22 protein-coding genes and 1 pseudogene are annotated in these 21,271 nt (G+C 71.0%); 21 read left to right on the top strand and 2 right to left on the bottom strand.

Annotated features, from left to right (window positions below; translation table 11 throughout):
- Positions 1 to 9 precede the first annotated feature (9 nt).
- The 13 genes and pseudogenes from dacB to G7071_RS02925 all read left to right on the top strand — a co-directional run bounded on the left by dacB (position 10) and on the right by G7071_RS02925 (position 12,088).
- Positions 10 to 1,467, top strand: coding sequence for a D-alanyl-D-alanine carboxypeptidase/D-alanyl-D-alanine endopeptidase (gene dacB / locus G7071_RS02985; RefSeq protein ID WP_166314738.1), 1,458 nt, complete (start codon positions 10 to 12; stop codon positions 1,465 to 1,467).
- Positions 1,468 to 1,485: 18 nt separating this feature from the next.
- A pseudogene (locus tag G7071_RS02980) lies at positions 1,486 to 2,498 on the top strand (zinc-dependent metalloprotease).
- A 10-nt stretch (positions 2,499 to 2,508) separates the two neighbouring features.
- Positions 2,509 to 3,489, top strand: a complete 981-nt coding sequence (gene tilS / locus G7071_RS02975) for a tRNA lysidine(34) synthetase TilS (protein ID WP_166314735.1) — start codon at positions 2,509 to 2,511, stop codon at positions 3,487 to 3,489.
- A gap of 145 nt (positions 3,490 to 3,634) precedes the next feature.
- Complete coding sequence (locus tag G7071_RS02970) at positions 3,635 to 4,561, top strand: DUF559 domain-containing protein (protein WP_166314732.1); 927 nt, start codon at positions 3,635 to 3,637, stop codon at positions 4,559 to 4,561.
- A gap of 140 nt (positions 4,562 to 4,701) precedes the next feature.
- Entirely contained in the window at positions 4,702 to 5,253 is a 552-nt protein-coding gene (gene hpt, locus G7071_RS02965; protein WP_166314729.1) for a hypoxanthine phosphoribosyltransferase, read from the top strand.
- 151 nt (positions 5,254 to 5,404) lie between these two features.
- Complete coding sequence (gene ftsH / locus G7071_RS02960; RefSeq protein ID WP_246210332.1) at positions 5,405 to 7,402, top strand: ATP-dependent zinc metalloprotease FtsH; 1,998 nt, start codon at positions 5,405 to 5,407, stop codon at positions 7,400 to 7,402.
- 7 nt (positions 7,403 to 7,409) lie between these two features.
- Positions 7,410 to 8,018, top strand: coding sequence for a GTP cyclohydrolase I FolE (folE, locus tag G7071_RS02955; protein ID WP_166314723.1), 609 nt, complete (start codon positions 7,410 to 7,412; stop codon positions 8,016 to 8,018).
- Positions 8,015 to 8,896, top strand: coding sequence for a dihydropteroate synthase (gene folP / locus G7071_RS02950; RefSeq protein WP_343043534.1), 882 nt, complete (start codon positions 8,015 to 8,017; stop codon positions 8,894 to 8,896). Before folE ends, folP begins: the two co-directional genes overlap by 4 nt.
- A 16-nt stretch (positions 8,897 to 8,912) precedes the next feature.
- On the top strand, positions 8,913 to 9,296 hold the full coding sequence (folB, locus tag G7071_RS02945) for a dihydroneopterin aldolase (RefSeq protein ID WP_215727632.1): 384 nt from the start codon (positions 8,913 to 8,915) through the stop codon (positions 9,294 to 9,296).
- The gene (folK, locus tag G7071_RS02940; RefSeq protein ID WP_166314720.1) at positions 9,293 to 9,865 is read left to right on the top strand and encodes a 2-amino-4-hydroxy-6-hydroxymethyldihydropteridine diphosphokinase; all 573 of its coding nucleotides are present in this window, start codon (positions 9,293 to 9,295) and stop codon (positions 9,863 to 9,865) included. The genes folB and folK overlap by 4 nt, the downstream gene beginning before the upstream one ends.
- On the top strand, positions 9,862 to 10,341 hold the full coding sequence (locus G7071_RS02935) for a DUF3180 domain-containing protein (protein WP_166314717.1): 480 nt from the start codon (positions 9,862 to 9,864) through the stop codon (positions 10,339 to 10,341). Before folK ends, G7071_RS02935 begins: the two co-directional genes overlap by 4 nt.
- A 9-nt stretch (positions 10,342 to 10,350) precedes the next feature.
- On the top strand, positions 10,351 to 10,983 hold the full coding sequence (locus G7071_RS02930) for a hypothetical protein (protein WP_166314714.1): 633 nt from the start codon (positions 10,351 to 10,353) through the stop codon (positions 10,981 to 10,983).
- Between the two features lie 37 nt (positions 10,984 to 11,020).
- Positions 11,021 to 12,088: a GNAT family N-acetyltransferase gene (locus G7071_RS02925; RefSeq protein ID WP_206062887.1), complete on the top strand. Its 1,068-nt coding sequence runs from the start codon at positions 11,021 to 11,023 to the stop codon at positions 12,086 to 12,088.
- A gap of 30 nt (positions 12,089 to 12,118) precedes the next feature.
- Here the strand turns inward: G7071_RS02925 and G7071_RS02920 are convergent, their stop codons facing one another.
- Positions 12,119 to 13,141, bottom strand: a complete 1,023-nt coding sequence (locus tag G7071_RS02920; protein ID WP_281351722.1) for an ABC transporter ATP-binding protein — start codon at positions 13,139 to 13,141, stop codon at positions 12,119 to 12,121.
- 3 nt (positions 13,142 to 13,144) lie between these two features.
- Between G7071_RS02920 and G7071_RS02915 the strand changes: the two genes are divergently transcribed.
- Genes G7071_RS02915 through G7071_RS02905 form a run of 3 tightly spaced genes read left to right on the top strand, consistent with a single transcriptional unit; the run spans position 13,145 to position 15,592 of the window.
- A complete protein-coding gene (locus tag G7071_RS02915) occupies positions 13,145 to 13,855 on the top strand; it encodes an ABC transporter permease (protein ID WP_166314711.1) in 711 nt (236 codons plus the stop codon).
- On the top strand, positions 13,852 to 14,580 hold the full coding sequence (locus G7071_RS02910) for an ABC transporter permease (RefSeq protein ID WP_166314708.1): 729 nt from the start codon (positions 13,852 to 13,854) through the stop codon (positions 14,578 to 14,580). Before G7071_RS02915 ends, G7071_RS02910 begins: the two co-directional genes overlap by 4 nt.
- Before the next feature lie 55 nt (positions 14,581 to 14,635).
- Positions 14,636 to 15,592: an ABC transporter substrate-binding protein gene (locus tag G7071_RS02905; protein ID WP_166314705.1), complete on the top strand. Its 957-nt coding sequence runs from the start codon at positions 14,636 to 14,638 to the stop codon at positions 15,590 to 15,592.
- 14 nt (positions 15,593 to 15,606) lie between these two features.
- On the opposite strand, the gene G7071_RS02900 is transcribed toward G7071_RS02905, so the two are convergent.
- Positions 15,607 to 16,881, bottom strand: coding sequence for a glycosyltransferase family 2 protein (locus G7071_RS02900; RefSeq protein WP_246210331.1), 1,275 nt, complete (start codon positions 16,879 to 16,881; stop codon positions 15,607 to 15,609).
- Here G7071_RS02900 and G7071_RS02895 point away from each other — a divergent pair.
- The 5 genes from G7071_RS02895 (at position 16,780) to panD (ending at position 21,263) form a co-directional block, all read left to right on the top strand.
- Positions 16,780 to 17,862: a sulfotransferase family protein gene (locus G7071_RS02895; protein ID WP_166320898.1), complete on the top strand. Its 1,083-nt coding sequence runs from the start codon at positions 16,780 to 16,782 to the stop codon at positions 17,860 to 17,862. The two genes, G7071_RS02900 and G7071_RS02895, sit on opposite strands and share 102 nt — an antisense overlap.
- Positions 17,859 to 18,806 carry a glycosyltransferase family 2 protein gene (locus tag G7071_RS02890; RefSeq protein ID WP_246210330.1) on the top strand — a complete coding sequence of 316 codons (948 nt, stop codon included), beginning with the start codon at positions 17,859 to 17,861 and terminating at the stop codon, positions 18,804 to 18,806. The genes G7071_RS02895 and G7071_RS02890 overlap by 4 nt, the downstream gene beginning before the upstream one ends.
- A 185-nt stretch (positions 18,807 to 18,991) precedes the next feature.
- Positions 18,992 to 19,924, top strand: a complete 933-nt coding sequence (locus G7071_RS02885; RefSeq protein WP_166314702.1) for a Rossmann-like and DUF2520 domain-containing protein — start codon at positions 18,992 to 18,994, stop codon at positions 19,922 to 19,924.
- Entirely contained in the window at positions 19,921 to 20,847 is a 927-nt protein-coding gene (panC, locus tag G7071_RS02880; protein WP_166314699.1) for a pantoate--beta-alanine ligase, read from the top strand. Before G7071_RS02885 ends, panC begins: the two co-directional genes overlap by 4 nt.
- The gene (panD, locus tag G7071_RS02875; RefSeq protein ID WP_166314696.1) at positions 20,847 to 21,263 is read left to right on the top strand and encodes an aspartate 1-decarboxylase; all 417 of its coding nucleotides are present in this window, start codon (positions 20,847 to 20,849) and stop codon (positions 21,261 to 21,263) included. Before panC ends, panD begins: the two co-directional genes overlap by 1 nt.
- Positions 21,264 to 21,271: the final 8 nt, after the last annotated feature.

The following is a 21,271-nucleotide window of genomic DNA, read 5'->3' as shown; positions in this document are numbered from 1 at the left end:
GGATTTCGAGTGGGACGTGATCGACGCCACCCCGTCGGCGCGGCGTGGGCGACGCGATGGCTGCCCGTGCTGCTGGTCCTGGCCCTCCTCGGCTCGGGCGTCGCGGCCCACCGCTACGACTGGGGTCCGCGCTACCTCGGTTGGTATGGCGACGACATCACCACCGACCCGGCCGCGGTCGCTCCTCCTGCCGGCCTGGAGCTGCCTGCCTGGTCCCCGCCGGCGGCTGCGACCCCCGTGACCGACCCGCCGCTTGTCGACGCCACGGCCATCCAGACCGCGCTGGAGCAGGGCCTGCGCAACAAGACGCTCGGCAAGCACGTCGTGGCCGGGGTCGGTGACCTGTCCGGCGACGGACCCGTGTGGACCCACGACGACGGTCAGTTCCTGCCCGCCTCGACCACGAAGCTGGTGACCGCCGCTGCCGCCCTCGCGGCTCTCGGGCCCGAGACGCGGTTCACCACCAGCGTCGTCCAGGGCGACCGACCGCGCGAGGTGGTGCTGGTGGGGGGCGGGGACCCCTATCTCGCGAGCAGGCCCGCGACGCCCGAGGAGCAGGCCACCGTCTATCCCGACCGCGCCGACGTCGTCACGCTGGCCCGTCAGGCGGCGGCCCGGCTGCCGGGGCGCAAGCCCGTGCGGGTCGTCTATGACGACTCGCTGTTCACCGGACCGACCGACAACCCGAAGTGGCGGGTCGACTACGTCCGCGACGACATCGTCTCCCCGATCACCGCGCTCTGGGTCGACCGGGGCGCGTCGCCGACGGGCTACGGACGCAGCGACGACCCCTCTCTCACGGCTGCCGCGACCTTTGCCGCCGCGCTGGAGCAGGCGGGCGTGAGGGTCAGGGGCGAGCCGGTCAGGGGCACGGCCGGAGCCGGCGCCGTCGACCTCGCGAGCGTGGAGAGCGCCCCCCTCGCCCAGATCGTCGAGCGGCTCCTGGACGTCAGCGACAACGAGACCGCCGAGGTGCTGGCCCACCACGTCGGACTCGCGGTCAGCGGCGACGGGTCGTTCGCGGGCGGCTCGACCGGCGTGCTGTCGGCGCTGCAGTCCCTGGGGGTCGAGACGGGGGCCGACGTCGTCCACGACGGCTCGGGCCTCTCGCGGTCCAACCGGCTCTCCCCGGCGACCCTGATCCAGGTGCTGCAGGTCGCGGCGCGCCCCGATCATCCGGACCTGAGGACGGTGCTCACCGGTCTGCCGGTGGCCGGCTTCACCGGATCGCTCGCGGGCCGGTTCGCCGAGTCCGACGCCACAGCACTCGGCGACGTACGAGCCAAGACGGGCACCCTCAGTGGTGTGAGCTCGCTGGCCGGTGTCGTCGCGGGACGCGACGGGACCGAGATGGTCTTCGTGCTGGCGGTCGACAAGACCGGCAAGGCACGCGAGGTCGACGTCGAGGCCGCCCTCGACGACCTGGCCGCCGATCTCGCAGCCTGCGTCTGTGGAGCCGTGGCCTAGGGTCGCTGCATGAGTGGAATGGTCGATTGGGACCTCGCGGTCAACATCGCCGCCAAGATGGCTGGCGACGGTCCCGCAGTCCCTGCGGCCACCGCTGCAGCCGCGGTCGCGGAGCTGCGCGCCGGCGCTGCCCGGTCGACCGGGCTGGTCCGTGACTTCACCGGCCTCGACGCCCCGACGACACCGCGCCGGTGCTGGTCGTCGACCGCCGGGGCTGGGTCCAGGCCAACGCCGACGGCTTCGCCAAGATCCTGGAACCGCTCATCGAGAAGCTGATGGCCAAGAAGGGCCCGGGCGGCGCGCTCACCCAGCTCGTCGGCTCGCGCGTGACGGGAGCCGAGGTCGGGCTGCTCCTCGGCTTCCTCGGCACCAAGGTGCTGGGCCAGTTCGACCCCTTCCACGACCCGTCCGGCCGCCTGCTCCTGGTCGCCCCCAACATCGTCCAGGTCGAGCGCGAGCTCGGCGCCGACCCGTCCGACTTCCGCCTGTGGGTGTGTCTGCACGAGGAGACCCACCGCGTGCAGTTCACCGCGGTGCCGTGGATGCGCGACCACCTCCAGTCCGAGATGCTCGCCCTGACCGAGACCATCGAGCCCACCCGGCTGGCCGAGGACGCGGTGCGGCGCATCGCCGAGGCCGTGCGCGGCGACGGTGCCAACCTGCTCGAGGCGATGAGCACCCCCGAGCAGCGCGAGGTGCTCGACCGGGTCACGGGCGTGATGTCCCTGCTCGAAGGACATGCCGACGTCGTCATGGACGGGGTCGGGCCCAGCGTGATCGGGTCGGTGGCGCAGATCCGCACCTCCTTCAACGAGCGCCGCAAGGGCATCGGCACCCTCGACCGCATCCTGCGCCGGCTGCTCGGCCTCGACGCCAAGATGGCGCAATACCGCGACGGGGCTGCCTTCGTGAACCATGTCGTCGACAAGGCGGGCATGGAGGAGTTCAACGCCGTCTGGGCCTCGCCGGACAACCTCCCCTCCAAGGCCGAGATCGGCGACCCCGACTCCTGGATCACACGCGTCCTGTGAGCGGCCGGCGATGAGCCTGCATCCCTCGCTCGCGGTCGTGCGCCGAGGGGTGCGACGCGTGCTCGACCCGCTCGACCCCGGGGCGGTCGTCGCGGTCGCGTGCAGCGGTGGGGCTGACTCGCTGGCGTTGTTGTCGGCCACGATCTTCGAGGGGCACAAGCGTGCGTTGCACGTGGTCGGCGTGACCGTGGACCACGGGCTGCAGGAGGGGTCGGCCGCCCACGCCGCGCGGGTCGTCGAGCAGATGGCCGCGATGGGCGCCGACGAGACGTTCACGGCGACGGTCAGCGTGTCCGCCGCCGGGCTCGGACCCGAGGCGGCGGCCCGGCAGGCCCGCTATGCGGTGCTCGAGGAGGTCTCCGAGCGGCTGTCCGCCCTGGTGCTCCTGGGACACACCCTCGACGACCAGGCGGAGACGGTCCTGCTGGGCCTGGCCCGGGGCTCGGGAGGCCGCTCGCTGGCCGGGATGCGGCGCGAGTTCGACGGCTTCGCACGCCCGCTCCTCGACGTACGCCGTGACGACACGCTGACCGCCTGCCAGGTCGAGGGCCTCCAGGTGTGGGACGACCCGCACAACGCCGATCCGGGGTTCACCCGCGTCCGGGTCCGCAGCACCGTCCTGCCCATGCTCGAGGACGAGCTCGGTCCCGGGGTGGCCCAGACCCTGGCGCGGACCGCCGACCAGCTCCGCGACGACATGGGGCTGCTCGACGAGCTGGCCGACGAGGTGCTCGCCCGGGTGGCCACGCCGCACGGGCTGTCGGTGCCCCTGCTGGCCGCGCAGCACCCGGCCCTGCGTCGCCGCGTCGTGCGCCTCGCCGCGCTGGCGGCCGGTGCGCCGGCCGGCGAGCTGTTCCACGAGCACGTGCTGGCCGTCGACGGCCTCCTGACCGACTGGCGCGGACAGAAGTGGATCCACCTGCCCGGGCACCTTCGCGCCGTACGCCGAGATGCGCTGCTGGTCTTCGAGCGCCAGACGCCTGACGCCTGAACTTCCACGCAGACGCGTCGAAGTTCGTCCCTTGACCCGCCACTGGGCCCGCACTTCCACGCACCGGCGTGGACCTTCATCGCCCGCGGGGGAGAAGGCCTGTGGAGGAACGTCCGGACCGCGCTGGAGCGGGCAACCTCGAGGCATGGATCTGGACACTCGACGACCCTTCCCGCGGTGGCGCGGACTGCGCGCAGGCATCCCTCGGGCCACCTTGGACGGCCCCGGCTACCGGCGGCTGCTGCACGGAGTGCTGGTGGACAGCGACGTCGCCGTGACCCCGACGATCCGCGCACAGGCCGCGCTGGTGTGCTTCTTCGCCCACGCGTTCGCGAGCCACTCCAGCGTGGCACGCATGTGGGGCGTCCCGGTTCCACCGCTTCCCGGGGAGCACGTCACGGTGCCGACGGTGGGCGAGCGGCTGCGCCGGCAAGGCGTCACGGTGCACGTCCGTCCCGGGGCCGTGCCGGTGAGCATCGACGGCGTGCTGGTCTCATCGCTGCCCGACCTGTTCGTCGAGCTGGCAGAGCTCCTGCCGCTGGTCGAGCTGGTGGTCGTCGGCGACTGGATGGTGCGACGCAAGGGGGTGACGCCCGCCCGCCTCGTCCGGGCAGCGAGCGGAGCCCCAGGGGTCGCCGGCCGGTTGGCGCGTCAGGCCGCGGCCCATGTCCGCAAGGACGTGGACTCGCCCATGGAGTCGCGCCTGCGCATGCTGCTGGTCCTCGCCGGCATTCCGGAGCCGACGGTCAACCTCACCATCCGCGACGTCGACGGCCAGCCAGTGCGCCGTTTCGACCTGTCCTGGCCCGGCGCGAGGGTGATCGTCGAGTACGACGGCCGACACCACGTCGAGAGGGTCGAGCAGTGGGAGGCCGACCTGACCCGCCGTGACGCGATCGACGACACCGGCTGGCGGATCCTGGTCGTCGTGGCTTCGGGCGTCTACAAGGATCCGGCTCGCACGGTGGGTCGTGTGCACTCCGTGCTGCGCGCGCGTGGCCTGCCGGGCTTGCCGCTCCGCCCTCGCGAGGACTGGCGAGCCCACTTCCCCGGACAGGCCGACTACCTGTGAACCTCCACGCACCTGCGTGGAACTTCGCCACCGACAGGTTGCTCCGCCCCGCATTTCCACCCACGTGCGTGGATCTTCATCGGCGTACTCGCACCGGGTTCCTGACCACCGCACCCGGGTCTGCGCCTAGGCTGCTCGCCATGGATTCAGCCCACCTGGAGAACGACCTCGTCAACGTGCTGTTCACCCAGGAGCAGATCCAGGAACGCCTGGGCGAGATGGCCCAGCAGATCGCCGCCGACTACGAGGGCAAGGACCTGCTGATGGTCGGCGTCCTCCGCGGCGCGGTGATGGTGATGGCCGACCTGTCCCGGGCGCTGCCCCGGCACTGCGAGATGGACTGGATGGCGATCAGCTCCTACGGCTCCGGCACCAAGTCGAGCGGCGTGGTGCGCATCCTCAAGGACCTCGACACCGACATCACCGGGCGGCACGTCCTGATCGTCGACGAGATCATCGACACCGGGCTGACCCTGAGCTGGCTGGTCAACAGCCTCGGCAGCCGGGGCCCGGCCAGCGTCGAGATCGCGACCCTGCTGCGCAAGCCGGAGGCGCTGAGCATGCCGGTCGAGCCGAAATATGTCGGCTGGGACATCCCCAACGAGTTCGTGGTCGGCTACGGCCTCGACTACCACGAGAAGTACCGCAACCTGAGGGACATCGGCACCCTCGCCCCCCACGTCTACTCCTGAATGGGGCGACGCTTCACCCCGCCTGAAACAATGGTGGTGACAACGGGCACCGTCGCGACGAGATAGCGTCTCGACAACTCCTGATCACCTCCGGCGAAAGTTGCAAGTGAAGCGCATATTCAAGGGACCATGGCTGTGGATGGTGCTGGCCATGATCGGCGTCCTCCTGGCTATCCAGTACCTCGCGCCCAACGGCGGCTTCGACGAGGTCAAGACCTCTGAGCTGAGCGAGTGGGTCGACGAGGGCAAGGTCAAGGAGATCACCTTCATCGACGGTGAGCAGGAGATCCAGGCGACCCTGGACGAGGGCACCCGCGAAGGCAGCGACAAGGTCACCACCCACTACATCAAGGGTCAGCAGGTCGCCCTGCTCAACGCCGTGCAGGAGCAGCTCGACGAGGGCACGATCGAGGAGGCCAACTCCGAGAACCCCCAGCCCGGGATCCTCAGCTCGCTGCTGATCACCCTGCTGCCCTTCGCCCTGATCGTGCTGCTGTTCATCTTCTTGATGAACCAGGCCCAGGGCGGCGGCCGCGGGGTCATGCAGTTCGCCAAGAGCAAGGCCAAGCTCATCACCAAGGACATGCCGAAGACGACGTTCGCCGACGTCGCGGGCTGTGAAGAGGCGATCGAGGAGCTCGGCGAGATCAAGGAGTTCCTCTCCGAGCCCGCTCGCTTCCAGGCGGTCGGGGCCAAGATCCCCAAGGGCGTCCTGCTCTACGGCCAGCCCGGCACCGGCAAGACCCTCCTGGCCCGCGCCGTCGCCGGCGAGGCCGGGGTGCCCTTCTACTCGATCTCCGGCTCCGACTTCGTCGAGATGTTCGTCGGTGTCGGCGCCAGCCGCGTCCGCGACCTGTTCGAGCAGGCGAAGGAGAACGCCCCCGCCATCGTCTTCATCGACGAGATCGACGCTGTCGGTCGCCACCGCGGCGCCGGGATGGGCGGCGGCCACGACGAGCGCGAGCAGACGCTCAACCAGCTGCTCGTCGAGATGGACGGCTTCGACGTGCGAGGTGGCGTCATCCTGATCGCGGCCACCAACCGACCCGACGTCCTCGACCCGGCGCTGCTGCGCCCGGGCCGCTTCGACCGCCAGATCCAGGTCGACGCCCCCGACCTCAACGGTCGCCACCAGATCCTCAAGGTCCACTCCCGGGGCAAGCCGATCGCGGCCGACATCGACCTGCTGAGCGTCGCGCGGCGGACCCCCGGCTTCACCGGGGCCGACCTCGCCAACGTCCTCAACGAGGCAGCTCTCCTGACTGCGCGCCAGAACGCCAAGCTCATCACCGACGAGAACCTCGACGAGGCGATCGACCGTGTGATCGCGGGTCCGCAGCGGCGAACCCGCCTGATGAACGAGAAGGAGAAGCTGATCACCGCCTATCACGAGGGCGGCCACGCCCTCGTCGCGGCGGCGCTCCCGGGGACCGACCCGGTGCACAAGGTCACGATCCTCCCGCGAGGGCGCGCCCTGGGCTACACGATGGTGCTGCCCGACGAGGACAGATACAGCCAGACCCGCAGCGAGATGCTCGACAAGCTCGCCTACATGCTCGGCGGGATGGCGGCCGAGGCGCTGATCTTCCACGACGTGACCAGCGGTGCCGGCAACGACATCGAGAAGGCGACCAACCTCGCCCGCGCGATGGTCACGCAGTACGGCATGAGCGACCGCCTCGGCGCGATCAAGCTCGGCGACAACAACTCCGAGCCGTTCCTGGGCCGCGACATGGGCCACCAGCGCAACTACTCCGAGGAAGTGGCCGCGATCATCGACGAGGAGGTCAAGAAGCTGCTCTCCACCGCCCACCAGGAGGCCTTCGACCTCCTCGAGAACAACCGCGACGTCCTCGACGCGCTGGTCCTCGAGCTGCTCGACAAGGAGACGCTGGACAAGGCCGAGATCGCCGAGATCTTCAAGCCGCTGCGGCTGCACCCCGACCGACCCGCCTGGACCGGCTCCGACGCACGCACGCCCAGCTCGATCCCCCCGGTCGAGATCCCCCAGGAGATCCGCGACCGGGCCGCCGCAGGCGCGCTCACCCAAGGCTCGGAGGGCGGCGTCATCCTCACCCCGCCAGGCGCCGGGGGCGACACCCACGGCGACACGGTCGGGGCCCCCGACGCGCCGACGCCGTCGGGCTGAGGCGCACATGACCGACCCGATCAGCCTGCCGGAGCGCACCATCCCCGTCTTCGACCACGAGCGGGCGCAGGCGGCGGTGCGCGAGCTGCTGGCCGCCATCGGGGAGGACCCCGACCGGGAGGGGCTGCGGGACACCCCGGCCCGGGTGGCCCGCGCCTACGAAGAGCTCACCTCCGGCCTGCGGCAGCGGCCCGACGACGTCCTCACCACGACCTTCGACATCGGTCACGACGAGATGGTCCTGGTGCGCGACATAGAGCTGTGGTCGATGTGCGAGCACCACCTGGTGCCGTTCACGGGCGTGGCCCACGTCGGCTACATCCCCGCTGACACCGGCAAGATCACCGGCCTGTCCAAGCTCGCTCGGCTCGTGGACGTCTATGCCAAGCGGCCGCAGGTGCAGGAGCGGCTCACCACGCAGGTCGCCGACGCGCTGATGGGGATCCTCGAGGCGCGCGGCGTGATCGTGGTGATCGAGGCAGAGCACCTCTGCATGACCATGCGTGGGGTGAAGAAGGCCGGAGCACGCACGATCACCTCGGCGGTCCGCGGCACCATGCTGACCGACCAGGCCACCCGCGCCGAGGCGATGGCGCTGATCAACTCGAGACGATGACTCGTCCCCTCGTGATGGGGATCGTCAACGTCACCCCCGACTCCTTCTCCGACGGCGGGTTGTTCGCCGACACCGAGCGCGCGCTGGCGCACGCGCGGCAGCTGCTCGCCGACGGTGCGGACATCCTCGACATCGGTGGCGAGTCGACCCGGCCTGGTGCGACCAGGCCGCTGGTCAGCGAGGAGCTCGACCGGGTCGTGCCGGTGATCTCCCGGCTCGCGTCCGAGGGGGCGGTCGTCTCGGTCGACACCATGCGGGCCGCGGTGGCCGCGGCGGCGCTCGACGCGGGGGCGACGATCGTCAACGACGTCTCCGGCGGGCTGGCCGACCCGGAGATCCTCGACGTGGTCGCGGCCAGCGCAGCGACGTACGTCGCGATGCACTGGCGTGCGCACGCAGAGTCGATGACGGCGTTCACCGACTACGCGCCATACGGCGTCGTCGAGGGCGTGTGCCGTGAGCTGACCCAACGGCTCGACGCGCTCGCCGCCGCTGGGGTCGACCTCGACCGGGTCTACCTCGACCCGGGGCTGGGCTTCGCCAAGACTGCCGAGCAGAACTGGCAGCTGCTCGCCGGGCTCTCGACGCTGGACGCGCTCGGGCGCCCTCTGCTCGTGGGCGCGAGCCGCAAGTCGTTCCTCGGGCGGGTGCTCGAGGATGACCGGGGCCCTCGTCCCGTGGGGGAGCGGGAGTTCGCCCACGCTGCCCTCGTGGCGCTGCTCGCCGACCGGGGGTGGCCTGCCTCCGGGTCCACGACGTGCGGGCGACCCGCGACGCGCTGGCCGTGGTCGATGCGCTGGCGGCGGCCGACTCGCCCCGGGCGGAGGGGCGCGGTGCCGGATCGGAGGGGGTCGCTGACGGTGCGGGCAGCGGGATAGGACAGGCTGGTCGACCGTGACCGGCCTGCCCATCGACGAGCTCAGCATCCTGGGCGTGGAGTGCTTCGCCCACCACGGTGTCTTCGACTTCGAGCGCCGCGAGGGCCAGACCTTCGTGGTCGACCTCGTGCTCGGGCTCGACACCGCCCCGGCAGCCGCCTCGGACGATCTCGCAGACACGGTGGACTACGGCAGCCTCGTCGCACAGGTCAAGGCCGCCGTCGAGTCCGACCCGGTGGACCTGATCGAGACCGTCGCCCAACGGATCGCAGATGTGTGCCTGGGCGAGCGTCGTGTTCAATGGGTCCGCGTCACCATCCACAAGCCCGATGCACCGATTGACGCGACATTTCGGGATGTCGCGCTGACGATCACCAGGAACGCGAGGCCAGCCCCATGACTGAGACCCCCAACCCCAACATCGTGGATGCGGACTCCCTGACCGGCGAGATGCATCCCATCCGGCGCGTCGTCGTCGCTCTCGGGTCCAACCTCGGGGAGCGGATGACTGCGTTGCAGGGGGCGGTCGACGCGCTCGCGGACACCCCCGACTTCTTCGTCACCGGCATCTCGCCGGTCTATGAGACCGAGCCCGTCGACTCGCCCGTCGACGGCGCGCGCAAGTTCCTCAACGCGGTCGTGCTGGCCGACACGACGCTGCCGGCCGCGCGCCTGATGGAGCGGGCGCTGGCGGTCGAGGACGCCTTCGACCGTGAGCGCAGCGACGTCCGAAACGCGCCCCGCACTCTCGACGTCGACCTGATCGTCGTCGGCGATCGCCGGGCGAACGAGGAGTTCCTGCAGCTGCCCCACCCGCGCGCCCACGAGCGCGCCTTCGTGCTCGCGCCCTGGCACGACCTCGAGCCCGACGCCGTCATCCCCGACCGCGGCCCGATCGCCGACCTGCTGGCCGCGCTCGACGCGTCCGGCGTCACCAAGCGCGACGACCTGGTGCTCGAGACCCAGTGACGCAAGGCCCACCCGAGCCGCAGGGGCGCCTGCGCCCCACCTCGGGTGCGTCGCTCGCGATCGCGGGCGTGGTCGGGCTCCTCGGCGGCTGGTTGGTGCGGCCGGTGATGGTGCGCCTCGGCGCGACTGTTCCGTTGGTCTCCTGGACCCAGGTGCTGGTCCTTGTCTTCGTCGCCGCCTTCCTGGCGTATGTCGCGTGGCACACCTGGCAGACGATCCAGGTCCACCGACGCAGGCTCGAGGGAGACCGGGCCGTCAACCGGCTCGTCCTGGCCCGCGCCTGCGCGCTGGTGGGTGCGCTGGTCGCCGGCGGATATGTCGGCCACGGCATCAGCTGGCTCGGGTCGGCCTCCGAGCTGGCCGACGAGCGGCTGGTCCGCTGCGCCGTCGCCGCGGTGGCCGGGATCGCTGTCATGAGCATCTCCCTGCTGCTCGAGCGCGCGTGTCGCGTCCCGTCATCGGGGTCGGACCCCTAGCCTGACCCCATGTCTTCTCCTGAGCCCCAGCAGTCACACGCGCCCCGTTCGGCGGCGCGTCGTCGCCAGCGGAGCACGCGCCTGAGCGTCGCTGTCGCACTGCTCGTCCTGGCTGCGCTGCTCATCGGCGCAGCCGCGGTCGCCGGCACCGTGCTGATGCTCACCCTCGCCGGCGTCGGGGCGGTGCTGCTCGGTGCGGCTGCTACCAGGATCACCCACTCCGAGCTCGCTGCCGCCCGGGTGGAAGCCGGACGGGACCGCGCCGTCCAGGCGGCTGCCTATGCCACGATCACCGAGCGCCGGACGAGCGAGAACATGCGCTTCGCCCTCGACATGCAGCGCAAGATCGCGGAGCGCGAGGAGATCATCGCCGGCTTCGAGCTCGCGCTGAACACGGCTCAGCGTCAGCTCAGCGAACAGACCCGCAAGTTCAACCTCGAGGCCCGCCGCGCCGACCTGGCCGAGGACAACTCGCGCGAGGCAGCCGACGCCGCCGCCCGTCTGGAGGCATCACTCGGCCAGTCGGAGGAGCGCGCCGCGGAGGCCATCGTGCGCGTGGCCGAGCTCGAGGCAGAGCTCGACGTCCTCAAGGCAGAGCTGGCGCTGTGGCAGGTGACTGCGTCCAAGCGCAACACCGCCTGAGCGGTCGCCCCACCCTCGTACGGCACAATCACTCGGTGTGATCCCCGAGGAGAACCGGTTCGAGAGCGATCCAGCCGAGGCCTTGCCCGAGGATCCCGGATTGCCCGAGGGCTGGTCGGCACAGGCGCCCGACGGCGGGGACGGGCCGACCGTCGCGCGCCTGACCGATCTGCTCCGCCGGCACGAGCGCGCCGGGCGGGGCTGGGCCACCGGCTCCGAGGAGGACATCCTCGTCGAGGTCCAGGGCCTCGAGATGCGCGAGAACATCGTCGTCCGGGACGAGAGCGACGCCATCCGTGCGTGGGCGAGCGTGCACGACCGTGCCGAGGGCCGGATGCTCCTCGTCCACATCGTCGACCGCGAGCTGCCGACCGACGTCGCGACCGCGTGCTCCGACGTCCTGTTCGAGTGGGCTCACGCCCAGGCTGAGCGGGTGGGCGCCGAACGCCGGCTGAGTGTGCAGCAGATCGACACGGGTGCCTTCCGCGACGACGAGCGCCAGCACGTCTGGCTGGAGGCGGCAGGATTCGAACGCGTGCGCACCTGGTGGCAGATGAGCCGATCGGTGACCGCCGAGGAGGCAGAGCTCGTCCCCGACCCCGCTCGCTGGGAACAGGACGGCGTCGTCTTCCGCCTCGTCGAGCGCCAGGGCGACGGCATGCCCGACGAGGGCGACCTGCGAGCCGTCCACGACGTCCTGGAGGGGGCGTTCACAGATCACTTCAACCACGCCGAGGAGACGTTCCACGAGTTCCTCCACCGGTTGCGGGAGGACCCTGGCCACCGCTGGGACCACTGGTGGCTGGCCGAGGTCGACGGCGAGGCAGCGGGTGCGCTGGTCGGCACCGTCAGCGAGTCGACCAAGGGCCCCGACGGTTCCTACGTCGCCTACCTCGGCGTCCTGGAGTCCGCGCGTGGCCGCGGCGTCGCCAAGGGACTGCTCAACACGATCATCGCCGACGCGGCCGTCAGCGGGCGTGACCGCGTCGGCCTCGAGGTCGACGCCGACTCCCCGACGGGCGCAGACGGGTTGTACGTCGCGATGGGCTGGGGCACGAAATATGTGACCGAGTCCTGGCACAAGGACGTGCCTGTCAGCGGGTGATCCGGCGGGCGGTGACTCCGACGGTCCTCCTCAGCGCAGCGACTCCCGCAGCGCCCGGTGGATCCCGTTGGGCGTGAGGACGCCCACGAACCGGGCGCCCTGCTTCACGCCGATCATCGGCTTGTCCTCGCGCAGCATGGTCGCGAGTGCCTCCTCCAAGGAGGAGTCGAGGTCGATGGCGGCCCCGAGCTGACCCCCGCTGACGCCGTCGAGGGGTTCGAGGTGCTCCTCGCGCAGCGGGGTCACGGTGAGCCGGCGCAACCCGCGCGTCGATCCCACGAAGTCGGCCACGAAGTCGTCGGCCGGGTGGGCGAGCAGCTCCATCGGGGTGGCGAACTGCGCCAGCCGGCCACCGGTCGCGAAGACCGCCACCCGCTCGCCCATCCGCACGGCCTCGTCGATGTCGTGGGTGACGAGCACGACCGTCTTGCCCAGGTCGCGCTGCAGCCGCAGGAACTCGTCCTGCAGGCGGGTGCGCACGACCGGGTCGACGGCCCCGAACGGCTCGTCCATCAGCAGGACCGGCGGGTCGGCCGCCAGCGCCCGGGCAACTCCCACGCGCTGGCGCTGCCCACCGGAGAGCTGGTGGGGGTAGCGGTCGGCATACAGGTCGGGATCGAGCCCGACGGTCTCGAGCAGCTCGCGGGCGCGGGACCGCGCGGTGGTCTTGGACTCGCCGTACAGCAGCGGGACCGTCATCACGTTGTTGATGACCTTCTGGTGGGGGAACAGCCCCACCTGCTGGATGACGTAGCCGATGCCGCGCCGCAGCTCATGGGGATCGGCCTCGGTGACGTCGGTGCCGTCGAGGATGATCCGGCCAGTGGTCGGCTCGATCAGCCGGTTGATCATCTTCAAGGTGGTGGACTTGCCGCAGCCCGACGGCCCCACCAGGCAGACGATCTCGCCGCGGCGGACGTCGAGGTCGAGCTCATGGACGGCGACCGTGCCGTCGTCGTAGGTCTTGCCGACCCCGTGCAGCCTGATCATCGGCTGGTCCTGACCAGGTGAAGAGGGTGCGGTGGATCCGTCGCCCGAGGCGGTAGCGTCCATGCGGTGACCCTACTCGCGAGCGCTGTCCCCGCAGCGGACCCGAGCTGTTACAGCCGCACGGTCAACGAGTGGTGGTGTGAGGCCTACGTCAGCGACTACCGCCAAGAGCTCGTCGACGCGACGACCCAGCACCTGCTCATCACCGTCGCCGCGATCGGCCTGAGCATCGTGATCGCGTTCCCGCTGGCGCTGCTCGCCCGCAGGGTACGGCGGTTGGAGTCGGCCATCCTCGGCGTCTCCACGGCGCTCTACACCGTGCCGTCGCTGGCGCTCTTCCCGCTGCTCGTGCCGTTCACGGGCATCTCGGCCACCACGGTCGTGATCGGGTTGGCGCTGTACGCGCTGACGATCCTGGTCCGCAGCATCCTCGACGGCCTGCGCTCGGTCCCGGACGAGGTCCGCGAGTCCGCCCGCGGCCTGGGATATGCCCCGGCGGGTCAGCTGCTGCGGATCGAGCTCCCGCTCGCCCTGCCGGTGATGCTGGCCGGCCTGAGGGTCGCCACGGTCTCGACGGTCGCGCTCACCACGGTGGGGGCGCTGGTCGCCAACGGTGGCCTGGGCAACCTCATCGCCGACGGGGTCCGGACCGACTTCAAGGCCGAGCTGCTCGCGGCCTGCCTGCTGTGCGTCGCGATCGCGGTGCTCCTCGACCTGGCCATCGTGGGGCTCCAACGCCTGACGACTCCCTGGACCAGGACGGGGGTCGCGGCATGAGGATCTTCGCTGACATGTGGGCCTATCTCGCCGACCCGGCCAGCTGGACGGGGCGAGGTGGGATCCTCGACCTGCTCGTGCAGCAGCTGCTCCTCACCGGCGCCGCGCTGGCGCTGGCGATCGTGATCGGGCTGCCCGTCGCGCTGTGGCTCGGCCACCTGGGCCGCGGCGGCTTCCTGGCCATCAACATCTCCAACATCGGCCGCGCGATCCCGACCTTCGCCCTCCTCGCCCTCCTCGTCACCGCCGAGTGGCCGGGCGTCTCGACGTTCGGCCCGTTCGGGCGTGCGGGCATCGCCACCCTGCTGGCGCTCACCCTGTTCGCGCTGCCGCCGATCATCACCAACTCCTATGTCGCCGTGCGCGAGGTCGAGGGCGACCTCAAGGAGTCGGCCCGGGGCATGGGGATGACGTCGTGGCAGCAGTTCCGTCTCGTCGAGCTGCCCCTGGCCATGCCGTTGGTCGCGGCCGGCATCCGGCTGGCACTCGTGCAGGTGTGGGCGACCGCCACCATCGCCGCGCTGGTGGCCGGCCCGGGCCTGGGACGGATCATCACCGACGGATTCGCGACCAGCCAGTACGGCAAGGGACTGGCGGGCGCCGTGATCGTCGCGGCGGTGGCGATGGTGCTTGAGGTGCTCGCAGCGTGGGCCCAGCGTGCGGCCGACCCGATCCCTCGTCAGACTGATCAGCAGCAGCCAGACCTCCTGCCCATGACGACATGAGCCGGGACCGGACACGCGTGGTCATCGAGACCACGGGACACAGAAGGTGGAAGACATGAAGCTAGGACGATGGGCCGCCAGCGCGCTGGCGATCAGCACCGTGATGCTCGGCGCCTCGTGCGCCGGTGACGACCTCGCCAAGGACGGCGGAGACGGCGCGGAGAGCACCGGCGGTGGCGACAAGGGGTCGGTCAAGATCTCCGGGCAGGACTTCGGGGAGGTGCAGATCGTCGCGGCGATGTATGAGCAGCTCCTCGACGCCGAGGGCTACGACGCGACGGTCCAGCTCGTCGGCACGCGCGACGTCTACATGAAGGACGGCCAGTTCCCCGGTTCGATCCAGCTGGTGCCCGAATACGTCGGTGGCATCGTCGACTTCCTCAACACCACGGTCAACGGTGCGGACGCCGAGCCGCTCACGACGCCGGACGCCGAGGAGTCGATCGAGGCCGCGTCGTCGCTGCTGGAGGACAAGGGCATCACGCTTCTTGAGCCGTCCGCGGCGATCGACACCAACGCGTTCTTCGTCACCCAGGAGTTCTCGCAAGACGAGGGCGTCACCAAGCTCTCCGACCTCGAGGGCCAGCAGGTCGTCGTGGCCGCCGCCGAGGACTGCGCCGACCGCACCGACTGTGGCGCCGGGCTGACCAAGGACTACGGCATCGACGTCACCGAGTTCCTGCCGCTGGGCTTCGCCTCGCCGGCCGTCTTCAAGTCCGTGAAGGACGGTGAGGCGCAGCTCGGCCTGACGTCGACGACCGACGGGACGCTGGAGTCGCAGGGCATGGTGCTGCTGGAGGACGACAAGCAGATCCAGCCGGCCCAGAACCTCATCCCGGCCGCCTCCACCGAGTGGCTCGCCGACAACCCCAACGTCGAGACCATCCTCAACGACCTGATGGCCGCCCTCACGACGGAGAACCTCACCGAGCTCAACGGCAAGATCTCGGTCGATCGGCAGAAGCCCGAGGACATCGCGACCGAGTTCTTGGAGGCCGAGGGCCTGCTCTGACCCCGCTGATCTCTTCAGCGCACCTCGTGGGGGCGCAGGCGCAGCGCGGCAGGGTCGACCGTCGACAGGTCGAGCACGGAGCTCGGTATGTCGATGTGTCGGCCCTGGCCGCTGCCCACCTGTGGCGCCGGGGAGCCGAGCGAGGCGACCCACGTCATCAGGGCTGACGCGTCCTCGCGGCGGTCCTGCTCGACCAGCCACCCGCCGATCCGGTGGACCGGAGGGAGCCCGGAGTGGATGAGCGAGCGCTGTCCCCAGAACTCCCGGACCCCGCAGCGGAGCAGCTCCCACCACTCGTCGGGGGCGCCGGGGATCTCGAGGAAGTAGCGCCACATGTCGCCCGCGAGGACCCGGTCGACGAAGACTGCCTCGACCTCGGCGTCCCCGCCCGAGCGGACCTCCTCGAGCGACAGGCGCTTGGTCGCCCAGCGGTCCGCGAGGTCGGCGACGGACGCCCGCTGCTGGGTGATGGAGGAGCCGTCGTCGCGGATGCGCCAGTGATAGACGATCGACGGCACCACGTCGAAGGTCCCGGCCATGAACGCCCGGGTGGTCGCCGGTTGGTCCTCGTAGCGGACGCCCTCGGGCCACGACAGCCCGACGCTGTCCCAGAACGTCCGGCGGAAGACCTTGTTCCAGGCGAAGACGTCGCCGAGCAGCTCGGGGCGGTCGGCGATCCTCAGCCCCCGGCCCGGCGCATGCAGCCGCCGCATCCACCGGGGCTCCAGGAGGTCGCCCTTCTCCCAGCGCGCGATCGAGCCGGTCACGAAGTCCGACCCCGACTCGAGCAGCGGCGCCATCAGCGAGGACAGCGCATCGCGCGGCAGGACGTCGTCGGAGTCGAGGAAGGCGAGGAACTCACCCTCGGCCTGCGTCGCTCCGATGTTGCGCGCCGAACCCAGCCCGCCGTTGGCGACGTGCACGACCCGGAAGCGGCGGTCCTTGTCGGCATACGCCTCGGCGATCTCGCCCGACCGGTCGGGCGACCCGTCGTCGACGACGACCGCCTGCCAGCGCTGCCAGGTCTGGGCGAGCAGCGAGTCGAGGCAGGCGGGAGGTAGTCCTCGACGCCGTAGGCGGGGACGACCACCGAGACCAGGGGTCCGCGCCGCTGCCGCAGGAACCCCATGGCACGAGACCCTAGTAGGCTCCCCGCCGTGACTGCACAGGCGCGCGCGATCGACGAGATGAACCCCGACGGCGTCCCGCGCAAGGTGCTCTTCGTGGCGGGGGCCGGACGCAGCGGGACCTCGACGATGGCCGGCATCGCCAGCAGGCTCGGGATGCACGTGCCGCTGCCCGAGGTGCCACCCGACTCGTCCAACCCGCGTGGCTTCTCCGAGCCCCAGTGGGTCGTCGACCTGCACGACCGCCTGCTCAAGGAGGCCGGCGTCCAGGTCAGTGACTCCCGCCCCAGCGCGTGGTTCGAGACCGGCCGCATCTCCACCCGCGAGCCGGCCCGGATCAGGGTCGCCGACTGGCTCGAGCCACACTTCGAGGTCCACCCCGAGCTGGTCGTCAAGGACCCCCGGCTCAGCTGGTTCCTCGGGCTGTGGCGGGTCGCCGCGATCCGGACGGGCGCCAAGCCGGTCTTCGTGACCATGCTGCGCCCCCCGGCCGAGGTCGTCGGCAGCAAGCAGAAGTACTACGCCAACAAGCTCGGTTCCGCCCACCTCGCCGCCAGCTGGCTCAACATGCTGCTCCACACCGAGCGCGCGACGCGCGACGAAGCCGGCACGTCGCGGGTGTTCGTGCGCTACGAGGACCTGCTGACCGACTGGGTGAAGACGACGATGCACGTCGGCCACACCCTCGAGCTGCAGTCGATCATCCACACGCGCAGCGACCTGATCCGTGAGGTGCACCGCTTCATCGACCCCGACCTGCGGCGGGTCTCGGCCAGCCTCGAGGACCTCGGACTGCCGCCGCGGCTGCACGACCTCACCGCCCAGACGTGGGTGGAGCTCAACAAGCTCGCCGACCCCGACGGGGACGTCTCGCAGGTCCACGCCACGCTCGACCAGCTGCGCGACGCCTACACCGACCTCTACGAGGAGGCGGAGGCGATCAGCAAGAGCTCGGTCGTCGCCGCGCGGATCGACGGTGCCCGTACGGCGGCTGCCTCCGACGCCCCTGCGCCAGGACTGGCGGAGCGGATCCCGCACGACGTCCGCGCCAAGATCCCGCCGTCCCTGCGCCGAGGTGTGCGCAAGGCCCTGGGTCGCGAGCGCACGGCGGAGCAGCCCCCGGGGCAGCCGGAGCCGTCGTGAGCGTCCCGATCGGTGGCGGTCCCGGACTGAGCAACATCGAGGGGCACACCGAGTTCGACATCGTCTGGCCGTGGCAGGCCGGTCCGCTGCGCCGGGGTGCGACCGCGGTGCTCCGGGTCAAGAACGAGGCCGACTCGATGCGTTTCGTGCTGCCGCCCCTGCTGCGCGCCTGCGACCACGTGCTGCTGGTCGACAACAACTCCACCGACGGCACCGGCGAGGCGGCGCTGGCCGTCGCCGCAGAGCACGGGCTGGGCGAGAAGTTCACGCTGAAGCACTACCCGTTCGACGTCGCCCGCGCCGGCGCCGAGCACCTCGCGGTCCCCGAGCGCAGCGTCCACTCGCTGGCCTACTTCTACAACTGGTGCTTCTCCCACGTCCGCACCCGCTACTCGTGGAAGTGGGACGGCGACATGGTGCTCACGACCGAGGGCGAGGTGTCGCTGGCCGACCTGTCGTGGCAGGTGGGCCGCGCGGACGTGGTGATCCGGATCCCACGCCACGGCCTCTACATCGAGTCCGAGAGTCGCGCCTTCCTCGACCTGGGCCTGCGCAACATCGAGGAGTGGGGCTTCCCGATGACGCCCGACTTCGTCTATTCCAAGGCCCCCGAGTGGGAGATCCGGACCACGCCCGACACCATCCGGCAGTTCGCGCTCCCGCAGGGGCTGGTCGTGGAGCTGAAGTATCTCGACGGCGACGAGTTCGCCCACTGGACCAACCCCGAGTCCTTCGCCACCAGCGTCCGCAACCGCCGCAAGCGGCGCGAGTGGCTGGTCTTCAACGCGCTCAGGGCGGGCGAGGTCCCGGAGGGGGTCACCGAGATCGTGGCCCCGGCCGGCGAGCACGTCGTCGACTTCGTGACCCACACGTGGCTCCCGCGCGCCCCACGCCCCTTCGTGGTCGACGACCCGGACCACGCCAAGCTGCACCTGCGCGCCTGACGCCCCACCCGGCGGACCTACTCACGGGTAGCGATTTCGGTGGCGGTCGTCACGCTCGAGTCCTGTTCCCGCGGACCGACCCATCGGCGTACGCTCAGGTTTCAACAACCACGAGCACCGAGTCTGGTACCCACACCGGCCCCACCTGGGGTGGTCGGAGGGACTGGAACGAAAGGGTTCGGACCATGAGGCACTTCCGTGTGGGTGTCATCGGCGCTGGCCGCGTCGGTGCCGTCCTGGCCGCCGCGCTGCGCGCCGCCGGCCACGAGATCGTCGCCGCCGCCGGCGAGTCGGACGCCTCCCGGGGCCGGATCGAGGCCATGTTGCCCGGCACCCCCGGCGCCAAGCCCAGTGACGTGGCCCGCGCCGCTGATCTGCTCCTGCTGACGGTGCCCGACGACATGCTGCCCAACGTGGTCGCGATGCTCAGTGCCAGCGGCGCGATCCACGAGGGCCAGTTCGTCGTCCACACCAGCGGCCGGCACGGCCTGGCCGTCCTCGCCGATGCCGCAGCCGTGGGTGCACGACCCATCGCCCTGCACCCCGCCATGACCTTCACCGGCACCGAGGTCGACCTGCCGCGGCTGCGCGAGGCGATCTTCGGGGTGACGGCCGACGCTGCCGAACGGCCCGTCACCGAGCAGCTCGTCGCCGACCTCGGCGGTCGCCCGATGTGGGTCGACGAGGACAAGCGCACGCTCTATCACGCTGGCCTGGCCCACGGCGCCAACCACCTCGTCACGTTGGTGACCGAGGCGATGGAGATGCTCGCCGCGGCTGGTGGCGACAACCCCGCCGACACGCTCCGCCCCCTCCTCAACGCAGCGCTCGACAACGCGCTCGATCAGGGCGACGCCGCGCTCACCGGGCCGATCGTGCGCGGTGACGTCGAGACGGTCCGGGCCCACCTGGTGGAGATGAGGGCCTCAGCGCCGCAGACGGTCCCGTCCTACCTCGCCCTGGCCCGCGCGACCCTCAGCCGGGTGGTCACCGACGGGCGCCTGCTCCCGATCCGTGGCGCCAAGCTGGCGCAGGTGCTCGACGCCGCGTCGAGTGACGACGTGGCTCCATCATCGGTGCGGCCCCTCACTCGGCTCGGACGCACCATCCGTCGATGACCGCCTCCACCCTTGCCCTCGCGCACACCCGCGAGGAGCTCGCCGACCTGCTCGCGGCCGCCCGCCGCGACGGGCAGCGCGTCGGCTTCGTGCCCACGATGGGCGCCCTGCACGAGGGGCACGCCAGCCTGATGCGCGTGGCCGCCGAGCATGCTGACCTGGTGGTGGTGAGCGTCTTCGTCAACCCCATGCAGTTCGCCCCCACCGAGGACCTCGAGCGCTACCCGCGCACGTTGCCCGCCGACCTCGAGGTGTGCGCCGCCAACGGGGTCACCGCCGTCTTCGCGCCGGCCACCGACGAGATCTATCCCGGGGGCTTCGGTCACGAGACGGTCCGCGACGGGGTCACCGTCGCCCCAGGACGCCTCGCCACCATCCTCGACGGCGCCTCCCGTCCGGGGCACTTCGACGGGGTCCTGACGGTCGTCGCCAAGCTCTTCGGCCTCGTCCAGCCCGACGTCGCCGTCTTCGGCGAGAAGGACTACCAGCAGCTCGCGTTGATCCGCGCCATGGTCCGCGACCTGTGCATGCCGATCCGGATCGTCGGGGCAGAGACCATGCGTGAGCCCGACGGCCTCGCGATGTCGAGCCGCAACCGCTATCTCGATCCCGGCCAGCGGCAGGCCGCGACCGTCCTGAGCCGAGCACTGCGGGCAGCGCAGCAGCAGGCGGCGTACGGCGAGGAGGCGGCCCGTGAAGCAGCGCTGGGCGTGCTCGCGACCGAGCCCGCCGTCGTGCTCGACTACCTCGCCCTGACCGCCCCCGACCTGGCCGAGGCGCCGGAGGTCGGCGAGGGTCGGGTCCTGGTCGCGGCCCGGGTCGGCGACACCCGCCTGATCGACAACATGCAGATCTTCTTCGACCGACTCCCACCGGCGGGCACCGCAGTCGCGGGCTCGACCACCCACGAAAGGAGCAGCTGATGCTGCGCACGATGATGAAGTCCAAGATCCACCGGGCGACCGTCACCCAGGCCGACCTCCACTACGTCGGCTCCGTGACCGTCGACGAGGACCTCCTCGACGCGGCCGACCTGCTCAGCGGCGAGCTGGTGCACATCGTCGACGTCACCAACGGCGCCCGCCTCGAGACCTACACGATCGCCGGCGAGCGGGGCTCGGGCGTCATCGGGATCAACGGCGCGGCCGCCCGCCTGGTGCACCCCGGCGACACGGTGATCCTGATCGCCTACGGTCAGATGGAGACCGCGGAGGCCAAGGACTACAAGCCCGCGGTCGTCTTCGTCGACGCCGACAACCGGGTGATGGCCACCGGCTACGACCCGGCGGAGACCTTCGGCGACCCGTCGCTGACGCGCGGCGACTTCCTCGCCCGCTAGCCTGCCGG

The organism is Nocardioides piscis, from assembly GCF_011300215.1.
Lineage (GTDB): Bacteria > Actinomycetota > Actinomycetes > Propionibacteriales > Nocardioidaceae > Nocardioides > Nocardioides piscis.
This window is presented reverse-complemented; position numbering and strand designations above follow the sequence as displayed.